Below are 15,733 nucleotides of genomic sequence, written 5' to 3' on the forward strand. Positions count from 1 at the left end.
GTTCTTTTCAGAGTTGTTCCGGGGAAAATCTCTGTGTAAAGCATACCACAGAAAAAGGAATAAATGATTGCTTATTGACAAAATTTATTAATTATGATATTTTCTTTTAGATGATAAATGACCGATGGGGGAGTAACAGGCGTATAACGCAACAAGTCAACATACTGATCGATGGATCTGGCTTGTTTTAATTTGTGAGACTCATGTGTAGCTGTAATATCTATGCGTGGACTCTCTCTATCCTATAAAGAAAGTATAGACCAGGTATGGCAGGCAGCTGCTGTATCTGGTTTTTTTGTTGTCATGCGTTTGAACTTAATTTTGGAGGAAATGATAATGGAGTGGAATTTTTTATTCTTTATGAACAGTGTCTTACTTGGAGTGGGACTGGCAATGGATGCATTTTCTGTCTCGCTGGCAAATGGAATGAATGAAAAAAATATGAAGAAATCAAGAATGGCTTATATTGCGGGAGTATATGCATTCTTTCAGTTCCTGATGCCTATGATAGGATGGATATGTGTGCATACGATCGTACAGGTTTTTGGACAGTTTCAGAAGTTCATTCCGTGGATCGCATTGATTTTGCTTTTGTATATCGGAGGAAGCATGATCAAAGAATCTATGCAGAGTGAAGAGGAAAAGGAAGAAGTGAAAAGATTAAGTTTTGCCGTGCTTATGATGCAGGGGATTGCAACATCGATTGATGCGTTGTCGGTAGGATTTACCACTGCCGGGTATGATTTGGTTATGGCTGTAGTCTGTTCACTGATCGTGGCAGTGGTAACGTTTGTGATATGTGAGACAGGGCTGTGCCTCGGTAAGACTCTGGGAACAAAGCTGTCAGGAAAGGCAGATGTTCTGGGAGGTGTAATCTTGATAGGAATCGGAATTGTGTCATGGGGACGGGGAATGTGACTTTTTTTCTGTCCCCGGTGGCAGGCTGCGTAAATACGCTGTGTAAAATAATTTTGACACGAAAATTGATGCGAAAAACGGTCATGTAAAGGAAGTTTGATAGACATTGGACACGCAATGTGGAAAGATGTTCCTGAAAGGAGAAACGCAGATATGGAAATTGGGAAAAAATTAAAAGACGCTCGTACGAAATCCGGATTTACCCAGGAAACAGTTGCAGAAAAGATCAATGTGTCCAGACAGACCATTTCAAACTGGGAAAATGAAAAATCCTATCCGGATATTATAAGCGTCATTGAGTTGAGCAGCCTTTATTCCATAAGTCTTGATGATTTATTGAAAGGGGACGAAAGAATGATGGAACATCTGGAAGAAAGCACAAATGTAGTCAAAAGCAATCAAAAATTGATAGGAGCGATCATACTTAATATTATCACGGTTATTCTATTGATTACCTTAAGTATGTTCCTGCCGGATAAGATATATTATCTGATTATGGTATTTTGTCTGGCTATTGTGAGCTCAGCAGTATTGCTTTATCAGATTATCAGACGTATTTAAGGGAGAAATATGATGGATAAAAATATTGTATTGGCTGTGATATTTGGTGCGGCCGCAGTTGTCGGAGCTATGGAAACGGTATATCAGATCTATCAGTTAACGGTGATGGATGCAGCCGCCCGTGGATTAAAACATCCAAAATTATGGGGACTGCTTGCTGCGAACGGGAATAATTCGAGTGGGTTGTTACTATATCTAATAGGTCGAAGGAACTATCCGATGAATTCCATAGACAGCAGACAGTTAGTGGTTATGGAGAAAAGGAAAAAGGCAGCCGGTATGGGGTTAGTGTTTGTGGCTGTCGGAGCGATTGGATTGCTGGTGTGTCTAGGAAGAGTTGGTTTATAAGGCTTATATAAGGGAAACTCCGAAAGTACAAAAGGAAAATGCAGACATACATCAAAATGCCCTTGCATAGATTGTAAAAAACAATTTATGCAGGGGTTATTTTTATGAAAGATTACATTGAGGAGAGGGCAGTAGAAATCGCATATTATATCATCGAACATAAAGCCACTGTGCGTCAGACCGCGAAGGAGTTTGGGGTTAGTAAGAGTACGATACATATAGTAGTAATAAAATAGAACGTTATACAAATATAATATATTCAATCAAATAAGATATAGAAGGAAGCAAGTTTGAAGAAATATTTGGGTGGAAATATTTGTTTGGGCTTGCTTTTAGTGTTTTTATATGAAGTTAGATAGCAGATTGAAAAGGAAATAGATAGGTGTTATATTTTAGATAATGAAAATGGAATTATTGATTAGGATAATTGATTTACATTAAAAATATACCAGAAGAAAATAAAAAGGAAGATATATTGAAAGGATTGGGGGACCATTTAATTGAGAAAATGTGAGAATATTTATGAAGAAATATGTGCTCTCGAACCAGTTGTTGATTCCTTGCCTTGTGTACATAATAATATGACAATGCAGGGAAGAAGAAAAGTTTTTTATATAAGTGATATTCATTGTGATATGAAAATGAAAAAGGGATTTAAGGATTTTTCTGATAAGGAATATATAAATCATGTTATTAAAAAGATGAACGGAGATGATCCATTTGGGGATAATCCATTGATTATAGTGGGAGATATTGATTGTTGTACAGAAAATGTGGATTATTTTTTTTCACAGCTTAGAATGCGCAGAGATGGTATTATAATTTTTGTATTGGGAAATCATGAGATATGGGCTTATGACATGGCGGTTTCTGATTTAGATGAAATAATTAAAAGGTATCGAGTTATTTGTAAAAAACATGATGTGATAATGCTACAAAATGAATTGGCATTCTTTTATGATGATAGAACAGGAAATGGAGAATTACTTTCGTTCAGTCATCATCATGTAATTTCGGAAAATGAATTATCAGAGTTAGCAATTGATGAAATACAAGTGTATGCAGAAAAAGCAAAAATGATTGTATTTGGAGGACTAGGTTTTTCCGGAAAGTGTAAAACTTTAACATCAGAAGGTAGTATATATAATGCTGATATAGGATTATATAGAGATGCTGTTCCTACGCTTGCGGAAGATATTATACAAGCAGAAAAAAGTGAAAAAGCATATTTAAAAGTATTAGAAGCATTATCTAATTATAATGTTATTATTGCAACCCATTGTCCGCTGGATAATTGGAGTGAAAGGGGCTATAATTCTAATTTCATCTATCTTAGTGGGCATACACACCATAATATATTTCATATGTCCTCAGATAAAACAGTTTTCGCAGACAATCAGGTTGGATATTCTAGTGATGATTACGATTTGAGATACTTTTTAATTAACGGTACATATGATAGCTTTATAAATTATTCTGATGGTATTTATAAGATTACATATGAACAATATATTGATTTTAATATTGGGAAAAATGTTAGATTAAAAAAGAAAAATGATGGAAAGCAAATTGTATTATTAAAAAAGGGCTTTGCACATATGTTTGTATATTATAATCGTAGTAATAAACTGATGCTATTAAATGGAGGTAGTCCAAAACAGCTTTATCATGAATTGAATTATTATTACAAAAATCTCGATAAATATGTGTCTAATATAAAAACAATAATGAATTCTTACATGGATAAATTGTTGAATATCTCTAAAGTAATTAAATCAATTGGTGGAGATGGTAGTATTCATGGCTGCATTGTCGATATTGATTATTATAATCATATATATATTAATCCGGTGGATGGAAAAATTACCCCATATTTTGCGTATGATATGGAACAAAAATATGTATATAAAGATTTATATACACTTCTTGCAGAAAAGAAGCCTTCTTTACTTTCAGGATATGTTGAATGGCAAAAAATCGATTCAAATAATGAAATAGTTGTTCGAAACACAGAATTAACAGATTTAGCTGTTTTAGTGACGGATAAAAAAATATATAGTGCTTCGAAAATTATAAAATCAATTCAATATCTTTTATTTCAAGATGTTGTTAGAGAGTGGAACGATAAAATATTGCGTATAAGTAATAGAGAAGAGACTATTGGAGAAATGGAAAGACTAGAAATTGATAATAGCATTTATCAGTCAATTCTGCAAAGTAATTAATATATAAGAAATTCTACATGAATAATAAAGAGCAAGATCCATCCGGGTAATACCGTATCGTAATAATTGAAAATAATATTTAGAAATTAGGAATATTATATTGGCTACATTGAAAATGTAAGCAGGTAAAAATTGAATATTTTTTACAGAGCATCTGGCAGAAGCCGGGTGCTTTTTTGAATATTTTGAAAGAAAATATCATGTAAATGGTGCGGAAATCTTTGATGGAAGCTAATTAGATGAAGATGAAATTGAATCAAGAGGATAAAAATAGAATATTCATCAAGAATAAACTTGTTAAACACAGGTGAATCTTGCTCTTGTATAAAAATTCAGATTAAAAAGAAGAAAGAAATAACAAAGAGCGAGATTCACTAGGGATTTATAGTACCTTAACTGGTTCTCTGCTTATCTTTAAGATTATGCGGAATTTTGGGATGCACAGTAATGAAATTATGAAAAAATTAAAAAAATTCTGATGAGGGGGCTGTATTTTATGCCCTCTCCCTTTGTATATATAGAGGGATAAATTTTTGTGGATATAAAATTCAAAAATATATTTCCTCAAATATTGAGAAGGTGAGGAAGAAACAAATGAAATATTTGTACATGAATGAGCAGGAGCGGCAGAAGCAGTATTATTAATTTCCAAAATTCTTGCTGGAATTACAGCTAAGTCAGAATGCAAGAATTATTTATATGCTGTTGTATGACCGGGCGAGAATATCACGAAAGAATAATTGGACAGATGAGGATGGAAGAGTATATGCAATATTTCCAATTGAAGAACTATCACAGAAAACCTGGAAGTGCAAATCTTCTGTTAAAAAGGCTTTGAAAGAACTAGATGATGCAGGACTGCTAATTCGGAAATTTGGTGGATTTTCAAAACCAAGACATATGTATGTAATGATACCAGACAAAGTAGAGGTTTCTGGAAAGGTACAATTACAGACAGATATAAAGAAAGCCGATAGAGAGTTAAAAAATGAGCTTTCATATGGTCAGAATGATAACTCTACGAAGGATATAAATACGGCATCTAATAAAGTAATAGAGAAAAATAACTCAAGTAATAAGTATGGAGTAAGTAGTTACAGTATAAAGAATCAAAAGATGAATTATGAGTGTGGGGAGGGAGAAAGCCTGTGATGTATGAGATACAAACATATTTAGGCGCAGATGGATTGATGCATTGTACTGTTTGTAAAGAACCCGTAGAAGCATTTTATCCAAAAGGTTCTTTGCTTGAAATGAGAAAGCATCACAGGCAGTGTGCGTGTGAAAGGAAGGCATATGCAGAAGAGGCACAATATTATAAAGAAAAAGAGCATCGGGAGCTAATCGCAAGAAATAAGAAAATCTGCTTTGAGGAAAAAGAAATGGAGGGATTTACATTTCAAAATGTAGAAAGAGATAGTGGCGTTATAAGAATCGCAGAAGAATATGTAACAAACTGGCAAAAAATGAAGCAAAACCATATGGGATATTTGTTCTGGGGACCAGTTGGAACAGGAAAAAGTTATCTGGCTGCTTGTATTGCGAATGCATTGCTGGAAAAAGAAGTTACCGTGAAAATGACAAATTTCAACACCATATTAAATGATTTGTTTGCAGCTGAAGACAAGACAGAATATATCAGATTATTGAATGGATATGAGCTTTTAATTATTGATGATCTTGGTGTAGAACGGAGCAGTGAGTATGCATTAGAAAATATTTTCGGTGTGATTGATTGGAGATATCGATCGGGGAAACCTTTGATTATCACAACAAATCTTCCTTTAGCACAATTAAAACAAGAGACAAAAATTGAGAAGAAAAGAATTTATGACAGAATTCTGGAAAGATGTATTCCGGTAAAAATTGATGGAGTCAGCAGACGAGAAGCCATGGCAAATGACAATATGCAGACTATGAAAAACATTCTGAAAATCTAGGACTATTTCAGGAGGAATTTTCATAGTAATGGACAAAGAGTGAGCAGGGAGGAGGTGGAAACTTCACCGTGGCGAAAAGAAAACTGAACTATCGATTTCATAATCCAAATCCGGTGGAAGTAACCGCCGATTACATATTGAAAGTGATGATAGAAGCGAATACTGAGAAGGTGGAGAAGATATTGCGGGAGAATATGGTGCAGATGGAAGTAAATGAATGTGAACTGGGATAAAGCGGATAGATGAGGAATGGATTGAAAGTCATTAATATGAAGTCTAAGGTGTATAATTTTGCCGAAAATTGCCGAAATGTAAATTATAATATAAAATATGAGATTTCATCTCATAAAACTATTGCTAAAATAAAAAAACGGAATATAATAAGGATATAGGCAAGAAGTTTGGACTAATGGAGGTAAATAAGATGTTATGCCAATTTACAGTGAAAAATTTTAAGAGTATACGGGATGAGGTAACATTTGACATGCAGGCTGCCGCCATTTCTGAGCATGAAGACAGAATTATAAAAGATAAAGATGAGGAATTATATTTACCGGTATCTGCTGTATACGGACCAAATGGTGGAGGCAAATCTAATGTTCTTGAAGCGTTACACAGTCTGGTTACGAAGGTGTTGAGACCATTATATGCTACAAGTAATAACGAAGAGATTGCAATAAAAATGAAAAAGCTTGTGATAGAGCCGTTTGCTTTTGATGAAGAAACAAGAAATGAGCCAACAGAATTTGAACTGTTTTTTAGAACGGCAATGGCAGAGTATCGCTATGAATTAACCGTAAAAAAAGAAGTAATCGAATACGAAAGGTTGGATCGTATAAAATTAGAAACAGGGCGGAAATCAGCACTTTTTGAACGAGATGAAGATGAAATTAATTTGAAAGGTGCATTTGCAAGATTGAAAACCAGTGATGAATTATCCGATACATTGCCGTTGTTATCGTATCTTGGAATTACTTACAGCAAAAATGAAGTGGTACAGGATGTGCTTGACTGGTTTGATGAAGAGATTGATTTCCTGAATTATGGAAATCCTATGCAGGAATTACGAATGGCTGTTTCTAAGTCAGAGGATGTAAAAAGACTGATGCTTCAGATGATTCAGGAGATGGATTTGGATATTGTAGATTTCCGTGTAGAAGAAAAGGAGAATGACCGGATCGAAGTATTTACAAAACACGTAGTAGATGAATATGAAGCAGAATTGAATTTATTTGATGAATCCAGTGGAACAAAGAAATTATTTGGATTGCTCCCATTTATTGCAAAAAGTTTATTGAGAGGAACGACACTTGTGATTGATGAATTGGATGCAAAGATACATCCGGTATTACTTAAATACCTTATTATGACTTTCAGTAATATGGAAAAAAATAAAAAGGGTGCACAGTTGATTTTTACATCACATGATCTGTCTACTATGAACAGTGAAGTATTCAGAAGAGATGAAATCTGGTTTGTAGCAAAAGGAAACCGTCAGAACTCAAAATTATATTCTCTTGTAGAATTTAAAAATAAGAAAGGTGAATCTGTACGAAAGGATGCCAAGTTCGATAAACAGTATCTGGAAGGGAAATATGGTGCAGATCCATACCTCAGAAAGATTATAGATTGGGGGACGGTGAATGGCTAAAAGAGGCAGAAAAGAGAAAGACAACTGGAAGAAGAAACGTCGGCAGGAATATCTGGAGAAGAAAGAATTCCGCTACTACATTTTCTGCGAGGGACAAGCAACGGAACCTAAATATTTTCAAGGATTCAAACGGTATATTGAAGATAATCCCATTTATCGAGATATGGTTTTGATTGAAATTGAAGGCTGCCAGGCTGAGACGATGCGGGTAATCGGAAAGGCTGAAGAGTATGTGCGTGAGAATAAGATTACGAAAGGGCAGATATGGTGTGTCTATGATAAAGACAGTTTCCCATCCAGTGATGTCAATGGAGTAGTCCAGCGGGCAGAAGTATTAAATCAAAAGAATCCGGATATTCAGTATCATGCGGCGTGGAGTAACGAGTGTATCGAATTCTGGTTCATGTTACATTTTGCATATTATACGGCAAATAATCACAGATCTGAGTATAAAAAGTTTTTGAATGAGAAATTTCAGGAACTGGGAATTGGGAAGTATGAGAAGAATATGGATGACATATTTGAGACGCTGATGAATGGTGGAAATCCGAAGTTGGCAATTCGATATGCAAGACGGATTATTAACAATGGAAAAGGGAAAACACCTGCGGAGATAGCACCAGGAACGAAGGTGTATGAGTTGGTGGAGGAACTGGCGAAGTATTTGCCGGGGAAACAGAAGAAATGTTTTGACTAGAGAGGAAGAGTGTGAATGAAAGATTTAAGTAGAAATGTAAAATTATATTGTGATGTATGCGGTAATGATCAATTTTCAATAATAAATGATATTGACTGTGAATTAAAGGAGGCTCCAGATGAAACAAAGATGCAATGTTCGGATTGTGGAAAGATTTTCACGAAAGCTGAGTTGATTGAATTAAATCAAGAAGTAATAGAGGCTAATATAGAGGATATAAAAAAAGAGGCTGTTAAGGAATTTGAAAAAGAATTATCGAAAGTACTAAAGAAATGGAGATAGTCTTAGATGAACGAGGAAATTGTGAATTGTTTTAATATTGTAATAGAAGTTGTAAAAGGCGTAGCATTGTACGTTATGCCGATAGCGGCTTTTATTGTCTCACTTATTGCATTGAAACGTTCTAATGATACGATGAAGGTACAAGTTCAGTTATCAGAAGTGGAAGAAAAATTAAAGGAATATGAATTGGCATTAAAGAAACGTGAATTAGAAAAGATTCAAGCAGAAGAAAATAAGGAGAAAAAAGCTAATATAGAAGCAAGAGTTATTAAGATTTCAAAAGGAAGTTATAGATTGAAAGTGTGGAATTCAGGTAATGAAACAGCATATAATGTTGAGGTTTCTATTCCTAAAGAATATAGTGTCATTATTATGAAAGACAAGATGCCATTTGAATATCTTGAACCAGGAAATAGCTTTGAAGAATGTGTTGTAATACATATGCAATCAGCTCCTAAGTTTAAGGTGATTTCGAAATGGGAAGATGAAATGGGAAATGAATTTTTGAACGAGCAATTGCGTAGTTGTTGAAAATATGAATAGGGAATACAGAAGGAGAAAACAGTGAAATTAAAGAATGTGATAGATAAGATCGAAAAATCAAAAAATCTGATAGAACTAATTATAATGTTTATAACTGCAATATGTACGGTCATTGGTGTATATTTGGGGTTTGCACAAATTAATTCAACTCTCAAAGAACAACGATTTTCTAATAGGTTAGAATTGGCAGATGATTTGATGAGTGAATATATGACTTTATCAAGTCATGGAAGTAAAGCAGTATTCTATTTAGTTGCCGATGCTAATGGTGAAGCTGATGAACTTATAAAAATAGATAGTAATTATCCTAATTATATGCAAATGCATTCGGAAGAGTTAGAGAACATTAAAGGGAAGATTGCGGCGTATGGTTCTACTGAACTTGTAAATCTATTTTTTGATTCCTATAATAGTATTCAAATGAAACTTGAAAATGGTAAAGGAGATTTAGAATCATATAAATATTATTTCTATTCAATGCCTTTGTTAGCATCGTGTATTAGATATGATTTGATAGGAGAAAAAGTAAATCCTTCAATTTTTTATAATTCTTCTATGCGCGAACTGAAAACATTGGAGGCAGCAAGCGGAATGGAAGATTTTCATGAGAAAATGATTTCTACAAATGATGAATTAGTGGAAAAGTATGGCTTGCCCAAGAAATTTATTTGGAAAGAATAATAAAGTATGTGTTGAAGAAAGTAGAACACTTATTAATGAAAGGGGTGATCTACTTCCTTTTTTTGTTTACAAATTCTTTTTTGGATATATAATAAAAGATGTAACAGAACGATACAGCTATAACAGAGAGGTGATACTATGAACATTGCAGCCTATTGTCGAGTCTCCACCGACAAAGCCGATCAGCTCAACAGTCTGGAAGCCCAAAAGGAATTTTTCTCAGAATACACAAAACGCACAGGGGACACTTTAGTAAGAGTATATGCAGATGAAGGCATTTCCGGAACTAAAATTAAAAATCGTAAAGAATTTCTTCGCATGATGGCTGATGCAGAGCAGGGATTATTTGATATGGTTGTTGTAAAAGACATCTCTCGTTTTGCAAGAAATACTGTAGATCTTTTACAAAATGTCCGTAAGCTAAAATCATTGGGAATCGAAACGCAGTTCTTAACCGCAAATATGACCAGCATGGGAAACAGCGAATTTGTACTTACCATCTTTGGAGCTCTAGCACAGGAAGAAAGTGCCAATACTTCCAAGCGTGTAAAATTTGGAAAGAAGATGAACGCAGAAAAAGGACGAGTTCCGAATATTGTATATGGATACGACAAAACAATCGGAGATTATTTTAATCTTGCAATCAATAAAGAAGAATCTAAAGTTGTACAGCAGATTTACAAGTGGTACACAGAAGAAGGTTACGGTGCTGCTAAGATTGCCAATATGCTAAATGAAAAAGGTTATAAGACAAAACGAAATTGCAAATGGAGTCAGAATGCAACTTGCCGTATTTTGACAAATGAAATATATACTGGAAAAATTATCAATGGCAAGCAAGAAGTCAGTGATTTCCTAACAGGTCAGAGAAGAGATAAGGACGAGACAGAATGGATGGTAGTGGAGCGGCCGGAACTTCGAATCATAGAAGATGAGACATTTGAAAAAGCACAGGAGATTTTAAGAGGCAGACATGATGCATTTAATCTTAGTCACGAACGGCAGAGTAATAAGCATCTGTTTTCGACATTGATCAAATGTAAAGAATGTGGCTGGTCCTTCCGTAGAACGGTTCGTACTTATAAGAACACGTATGTACGGTGGGTATGCTCGGGGCGAAATGGCCGGGGCGTAGATAGCTGCCCCAATAAAACGGTTGTGGATGAGGAAGAACTCATTGAAGTTCTGCAGGAATATTTTACAAATGTATTGAAACAAAAGAAAAAAGTGATTGCTCATGTGGTAAATGAGTTTCAGCGTGTATATAAAGCTAAAGATGAAAATGTAGAGTACGAAAAAGAATTAAATGCAGAACTTGCTAAATTGCAAAAGACCAGACAAAAATATATGGATATGTATACGGATGATTTGATTTCTCGTGAAGAGTTGAATGAGAAGATTGGTGGTTCTCGCCAGGAAATGGAACGAATAGAAAATGAACTCAAGATGGTATCTTATCATTTAACCAAAGGGGAACAGTTAGAGAATATTTTAAATAATACATTTAAAGAAATTGAAGACATTACTGATGTACACCAGATGACCAATCAGCAGTTAAAGCGATTGATTCAGAAGATAGAAGTAGATAAGGATGGAAATGTAGATATTTATTTACGCTTGCTTGGAGATCTTGGGTTAGATGAGTCTGTATTAATTGAAGAAAATGAAACCGTTCTAAATTGTGACGACCAAACATAAAGACTGCACCGACCGCCTGGAGCAGATCAACCCGACCCTGGCGCAGAGCGTCCGCAAAGTTCTTGACGTGAACAAACAGGAACGCCACATCCGCGGCGGACTTGCCACCCGGGAGAAATATCTTCATCAGCATCGGCACGCAGGATAAAGAGAGTAACAGAACAAAAAGCTCTTATAATTTCGGACAGCAACGAGTCGATTTCATGGGATAAAAGATAACAACAGAACAAAAAACTCCGCACAGATATTCTGGAGAAGCATCATATATAGACGATTCATTCGAATATCCTTGCGGAGTTTTTATACAACTAATTATTTCCAAGAATTATGATGTCTCGAATTGTAAAAACACAGCCTTCATAATCATAAGAACAACATCACCAGTTTAAAGATCCAGTTGGCGGCGACCCCGGCGCAGAGTCCACCGATCGTGTGGCTTAAAATTGCTTTTCCGGTTAGCTTGTTCACTTTAAGTGAAGACATCATAGCCACATGTGTGCTGAGGTATCCGCTCCAGCACATGCACATTGCAGTGAATACGGCTACGTCATTGGCGAGGACGGTTCCGGCTTCTGCCATGTGCGGTACCAGTCCGATTGCGGCACCGGCAGCACCGAGTGCCGTGATCGGAACGGAGATTCCGGATGCATCTGTGAATCCAAAAAGCGGTGATAAGATGAATTCAAGCTTCTTTCCAAGCCATGGAAGGAAAGCGATTCCTTCATAAGCGGCACCGGTGTAAGTTCCGTCTGCAGATGCGCCGTTGGTCAGCATCATGACCAGTGTACAGATGGTGATAACGCCCGGGATGATGGCAAGGCCGACATCCACACCGTTTTTACCACCCTCAAGAAGTGCCTCGATGGCACGTCCGCCGATGCCTCCGTCACGGATCTCGCGGGTATTCATGATGGCATCCATGTCTTCATGTTCTTCGAACTGTATGCAGTATTCTTCGGTTCCATATTCTTTCTTGGTGAAATGAAGCATGATGCGGACACTGATGATACTGCCGATTATAGCGGAAAAGTTACCGACCAGTACAGCAGTTCCGGCGTGTCCACCTTTTAACTTCAGACCGATCATGAATGTACTTACAATCAGTCCCATTCCGAAAGATGTTCCAAGGTTCGTTAAAGCCGGAAGCTGGAATTTCTTGAAATATTTACGGAAATTCTTATCTTCAGCAAGTCCCAGGATTGCCGGATTGTCGGACAGATAAGTAGTGATTACACCGAGTGCTGCGGCACCCGGCAGATTATAAAGTGGCTTCATCAGCGGTGACAGTAATTTATTCACCATCGAAATGACACCGAATTCTGAGAACAGTCCTGAAATGGCTCCGGCAAGAACCGCGATTGCCATAATATAGAAGACTGTCTCAAGAAGCAGCTGGTAGCCGGTGTTCATCAATGTGTTCAGCATATTGACACCGCCCATTTTCATACCCATACCACCGAAAATTCCTAAAAAGATTGCCAGAAAGACGAATCCTTCAAGACTGATGGATTTTTTTGTTCTTTTGTTTCCCATAAAAAACCTCCAATATTTTATACACGTATTTTATCCAAGTTTCCCAGCTTATATAAAACGCATAGTAATAAGATACTATATAATTAAATAGAAGTCAATCGTTGTTTACAAATTGTGCACATAAGATAAAATGATAGTAGATAATAAAAATAAACTATGCATAATTATTATGAATTGAAAAAATTTTATTGAAATGCTAATATAAAAATGGATATATTAATAGAAGAGATAAATAAATCGGATGTATGAAATGTTGTTAAAAATTGCAAAAAGTTAAAATTAAGGAAGAGAATGAAGGAGGACAGCAGACTGTGGTAACAGTTGGAGGAAACAGACAGGAAAAGAGAAAAAGGATTATGTCGTATTTCATCAATGCGACAATTGAATTAATGGAAAAAGAAGGAATAGAGAATCTGACGATCAGGAAGGTTGCAGAACAGGCAAAATACAACAGTGCAACGCTGTATCATTATTTCTCTAATCTGGATGAACTGGAATTATTTGCAAGTGTAAAATGTCTGGATGAATATATGCAGGAAACGTTGATACACAAGGCCGAGGGAAAGGATTTTCAGGAGTGGTATCTGGGACAGTGGCGCTGCTTTTGCAGACATTCGTTCCAGAGACCGAGAATCTATAACTTCTTATTCTTCAGTCCGGAAGGGACACAGAACCTGAATGAGGTTTTCCGGAGATATTATGAGATTTATCCAAATGAAAAGGAAGAAAAGACAGAAGATTACGAAGGATTTTTGAAAGAAGGAGATTTCTTCAAACGCAACGAAGATCTGCTAAGAGATGTGATCAGAGAAAGAAATTATGAGATATCTGAGCAGGAGATCAAAGAACTGAATGAAATGAGTGTGCTGATCTATCGGGGAATGCTTGCAATCATGCGAAGTGACAGGGACAAGCCGACGGTAGACGAGGCGGTGGATAAGACAGTCAGATATCTGGCGAAGACACTGGATGCGTATCATCTGGGATAGAGTAAGATATAATCTGGAAGGAGGTATTTCCTTATGAGGATAGTTGTTGTAGAAGACAATGAATTGTATAGAGATGAACTGTTACAATGTCTGGAGCAGGAAGAATCAGATATAGAGATCATAGGAAGTGCAGCCAATGGAGCCAGAGGGCTTGCGCTGGTGGAAAAGCTGGTCCGGGAAAAAGCTGGTCCGGACGTGATATTTACAGACATCCGGATGCCGGAGATGGATGGATTCGAGATGATCGAAGCCCTGCAGAAAAGAAAGATATCCTGCAAAATTGTGATTACAAGTTCCTGTCCAGAATTTCTGTATGCAAAACGTGCAATGGAGCTTGGTGCTGTTGACTTTCTGGTCAAACCATTGAAAACTTATGAAGTCCGCAATATACTAAGAAGATTGAGAAGAGAGCTGGAAAGCGAGAAGAAGTGGAAACACATACTGAATCTGGATTACATTTTCCCGAATGCGATGGCAGGAAAGCTGAAAGATGACCTGCAGATAAAAGAACTCATAAAAGAAGGTTATGGAATCGCACCGGACGAAAGGATTGGCGTTCTGGGAATCGGCATGGGCTCAAATTATGAGAAATATAAAGAACAGGTGAAGCAGATTCTGAAAGAACTGGAGATTTTTAATCAGAAACAGGATTTCTGTGCGTATGCAATAGAGATGCGTGGACGTCACAGCTTTGTGGTTCTTTTTTATCATATGGGAAATGAACAGGAGACGTATCGGTATCTGGAACAGACAATTGTTCCGATGATCTGTAATACTGCACGTGGAAGGGTGATATGTACCTGGGCGGTCAGTGATGGATTTGAAAATATGCATGAAGCGGTCAGAGAACTAGATCATGCGGCAGAATGGAATCTGATTCTGAAGAAGGGAACATTAATCTGTAAGGAAAAGATACAGGAAATTAAGCTGCATTCATATAAGTATCCGCTGCACCTTGAAATAGAAGCCAAAGAAGCACTGATGAATAAGGATTTGAAGCGTTTTAAAGAGATATTTTTCAGGTATCAGGCATATTGCAGGGAACTTCCATGTACACCACAGGAGGCAAAGGAAGGATGTACACATATCGCATTGGTCCTGATCCAGATGGCGGCAGAAGCAGGGGCACTACAGGCGCAGAGAAAAGGACAGGCTTTTCTTCAGGGAATATCGAGAGCCAATGGATGGACGGACGTAGAAGAAAAAGCAGATGAATTCTTCGAATATCTGACAAGCAAAGAAGAATGCCACAATAATATAAGTCTTCTGGTGCAAAAGGCACTGGAGAATATCCGGGAATATTATGATCAGGGAATCACGTTGGAAGAAATTGCAGAAAAACTGCATGTGACAGAGGAGTACTTAAGTACTCAGTTCCGAAAAGAAACAGGACGGACATTTACCGAGACGATCCGAGGGTACAGGCTTGAACACGTAAAAAAACTTTTGACGGTTACAAACTGGAAACTGACGAAGATTGCTGAAATGGTGGGTTATACAGACCCTAAATATATGAGCCGTGTATTCAAAGAAGAGACTGGAATGCTGCCTCTCGAATACCGAAAAAAGAACAGTTAGATTAAAAAACGTTAAAAAAACACAAATTCAGTCAAAAAAAGTCATCCTTTTTTAAATATTTCCCCCTTGTAGAAATACGGGAGAATGTT

16 protein-coding genes and 2 pseudogenes are annotated in these 15,733 nt (G+C 36.5%); 17 read left to right on the top strand and 1 reads right to left on the bottom strand.

What is annotated here, in order from left to right:
• Nucleotides 1-336: 336 nt before the first annotated feature.
• From NKF87_RS01085 to NKF87_RS01155, 15 genes and pseudogenes are all read left to right on the top strand, one after another.
• The gene (locus NKF87_RS01085; RefSeq protein WP_022415450.1) at nt 337-918 is read left to right on the top strand and encodes a manganese efflux pump MntP family protein; all 582 of its coding nucleotides are present in this window, start codon (nt 337-339) and stop codon (nt 916-918) included.
• Nucleotides 919-1,071: 153 nt separating this feature from the next.
• Nucleotides 1,072-1,479, top strand: coding sequence for a helix-turn-helix domain-containing protein (locus NKF87_RS01090; protein ID WP_055284185.1), 408 nt, complete (start codon nt 1,072-1,074; stop codon nt 1,477-1,479).
• Nucleotides 1,480-1,491: 12 nt separating this feature from the next.
• The gene (locus NKF87_RS01095) at nt 1,492-1,827 is read left to right on the top strand and encodes a hypothetical protein (RefSeq protein WP_242859264.1); all 336 of its coding nucleotides are present in this window, start codon (nt 1,492-1,494) and stop codon (nt 1,825-1,827) included.
• Nucleotides 1,828-1,931: 104 nt separating this feature from the next.
• A pseudogene (locus NKF87_RS01100) lies at nt 1,932-2,045 on the top strand (sporulation transcriptional regulator SpoIIID); the annotation flags it as partial.
• Between the two features lie 282 nt (nt 2,046-2,327).
• Nucleotides 2,328-4,052 (top strand): hypothetical protein, encoded by a 1,725-nt coding sequence (locus NKF87_RS01105; RefSeq protein ID WP_055284187.1) that lies wholly within the window; start codon nt 2,328-2,330, stop codon nt 4,050-4,052.
• A 657-nt stretch (nt 4,053-4,709) separates the two neighbouring features.
• Nucleotides 4,710-5,204: a replication initiator protein A gene (locus NKF87_RS01110; protein WP_278336659.1), complete on the top strand. Its 495-nt coding sequence runs from the start codon at nt 4,710-4,712 to the stop codon at nt 5,202-5,204.
• A complete protein-coding gene (locus tag NKF87_RS01115) occupies nt 5,204-5,992 on the top strand; it encodes an ATP-binding protein (protein WP_055284188.1) in 789 nt (262 codons plus the stop codon). The genes NKF87_RS01110 and NKF87_RS01115 overlap by 1 nt, the downstream gene beginning before the upstream one ends.
• A 68-nt stretch (nt 5,993-6,060) precedes the next feature.
• Nucleotides 6,061-6,225 (top strand): hypothetical protein, encoded by a 165-nt coding sequence (locus NKF87_RS01120; protein ID WP_172677227.1) that lies wholly within the window; start codon nt 6,061-6,063, stop codon nt 6,223-6,225.
• Nucleotides 6,226-6,416: 191 nt separating this feature from the next.
• A complete protein-coding gene (locus NKF87_RS01125; RefSeq protein WP_055284189.1) occupies nt 6,417-7,643 on the top strand; it encodes an AAA family ATPase in 1,227 nt (408 codons plus the stop codon).
• Nucleotides 7,636-8,340, top strand: a complete 705-nt coding sequence (locus NKF87_RS01130) for an RloB family protein (RefSeq protein ID WP_055284190.1) — start codon at nt 7,636-7,638, stop codon at nt 8,338-8,340. Before NKF87_RS01125 ends, NKF87_RS01130 begins: the two co-directional genes overlap by 8 nt.
• Nucleotides 8,341-8,355: 15 nt before the next feature.
• Nucleotides 8,356-8,622, top strand: coding sequence for an ECs_2282 family putative zinc-binding protein (locus NKF87_RS01135; RefSeq protein WP_055284191.1), 267 nt, complete (start codon nt 8,356-8,358; stop codon nt 8,620-8,622).
• Between the two features lie 6 nt (nt 8,623-8,628).
• The gene (locus NKF87_RS01140; protein WP_055284192.1) at nt 8,629-9,153 is read left to right on the top strand and encodes a hypothetical protein; all 525 of its coding nucleotides are present in this window, start codon (nt 8,629-8,631) and stop codon (nt 9,151-9,153) included.
• A gap of 33 nt (nt 9,154-9,186) precedes the next feature.
• Complete coding sequence (locus NKF87_RS01145) at nt 9,187-9,846, top strand: hypothetical protein (protein ID WP_253583824.1); 660 nt, start codon at nt 9,187-9,189, stop codon at nt 9,844-9,846.
• 138 nt (nt 9,847-9,984) lie between these two features.
• Nucleotides 9,985-11,544 carry a recombinase family protein gene (locus tag NKF87_RS01150; RefSeq protein ID WP_055284194.1) on the top strand — a complete coding sequence of 520 codons (1,560 nt, stop codon included), beginning with the start codon at nt 9,985-9,987 and terminating at the stop codon, nt 11,542-11,544.
• Nucleotides 11,531-11,692 (top strand): annotated as a pseudogene (locus tag NKF87_RS01155) (sporulation transcriptional regulator SpoIIID); the annotation flags it as partial. The gene NKF87_RS01150 and the pseudogene NKF87_RS01155, both read left to right, overlap by 14 nt.
• Nucleotides 11,693-11,907: 215 nt before the next feature.
• Here the strand turns inward: NKF87_RS01155 and NKF87_RS01160 are convergent.
• The gene (locus NKF87_RS01160; RefSeq protein ID WP_055181723.1) at nt 11,908-13,077 is read right to left on the bottom strand and encodes a hypothetical protein; all 1,170 of its coding nucleotides are present in this window, start codon (nt 13,075-13,077) and stop codon (nt 11,908-11,910) included.
• Nucleotides 13,078-13,388: 311 nt separating this feature from the next.
• On the opposite strand from NKF87_RS01160, the gene NKF87_RS01165 reads away from it, so the two are divergent.
• Nucleotides 13,389-14,066 carry a TetR/AcrR family transcriptional regulator gene (locus NKF87_RS01165; RefSeq protein ID WP_242998912.1) on the top strand — a complete coding sequence of 226 codons (678 nt, stop codon included), beginning with the start codon at nt 13,389-13,391 and terminating at the stop codon, nt 14,064-14,066.
• 33 nt (nt 14,067-14,099) lie between these two features.
• Nucleotides 14,100-15,644, top strand: a complete 1,545-nt coding sequence (locus tag NKF87_RS01170; protein ID WP_117598410.1) for a response regulator transcription factor — start codon at nt 14,100-14,102, stop codon at nt 15,642-15,644.
• The last annotated feature ends 89 nt before the right edge of the window (nt 15,645-15,733 follow it).

Origin of the sequence: Dorea longicatena (assembly GCF_024168045.1) — a bacterium.
Taxonomy (GTDB): Bacteria; Bacillota; Clostridia; order Lachnospirales; family Lachnospiraceae; genus Dorea_A.

What these genes read in the sequence shown, in the direction of transcription:
- NKF87_RS01090 (WP_055284185.1), top strand. Translation starts at nt 1,072, where the DNA reads ATGGAAATTGGGAAAAAATTAAAAGACGCTCGTACGAAATCCGGATTT.
- NKF87_RS01170 (WP_117598410.1), top strand. Translation starts at nt 14,100, where the DNA reads ATGAGGATAGTTGTTGTAGAAGACAATGAATTGTATAGAGATGAACTG.
- NKF87_RS01135 (WP_055284191.1), top strand. Translation starts at nt 8,356, where the DNA reads ATGAAAGATTTAAGTAGAAATGTAAAATTATATTGTGATGTATGCGGT.
- NKF87_RS01130 (WP_055284190.1), top strand. Translation starts at nt 7,636, where the DNA reads ATGGCTAAAAGAGGCAGAAAAGAGAAAGACAACTGGAAGAAGAAACGT.
- NKF87_RS01115 (WP_055284188.1), top strand. Translation starts at nt 5,204, where the DNA reads ATGTATGAGATACAAACATATTTAGGCGCAGATGGATTGATGCATTGT.
- NKF87_RS01125 (WP_055284189.1), top strand. Translation starts at nt 6,417, where the DNA reads ATGTTATGCCAATTTACAGTGAAAAATTTTAAGAGTATACGGGATGAG.
- NKF87_RS01085 (WP_022415450.1), top strand. Translation starts at nt 337, where the DNA reads ATGGAGTGGAATTTTTTATTCTTTATGAACAGTGTCTTACTTGGAGTG.
- NKF87_RS01140 (WP_055284192.1), top strand. Translation starts at nt 8,629, where the DNA reads ATGAACGAGGAAATTGTGAATTGTTTTAATATTGTAATAGAAGTTGTA.
- NKF87_RS01150 (WP_055284194.1), top strand. Translation starts at nt 9,985, where the DNA reads ATGAACATTGCAGCCTATTGTCGAGTCTCCACCGACAAAGCCGATCAG.
- NKF87_RS01095 (WP_242859264.1), top strand. Translation starts at nt 1,492, where the DNA reads ATGGATAAAAATATTGTATTGGCTGTGATATTTGGTGCGGCCGCAGTT.
- NKF87_RS01160 (WP_055181723.1), bottom strand. Translation starts at nt 13,077, where the DNA reads ATGGGAAACAAAAGAACAAAAAAATCCATCAGTCTTGAAGGATTCGTC.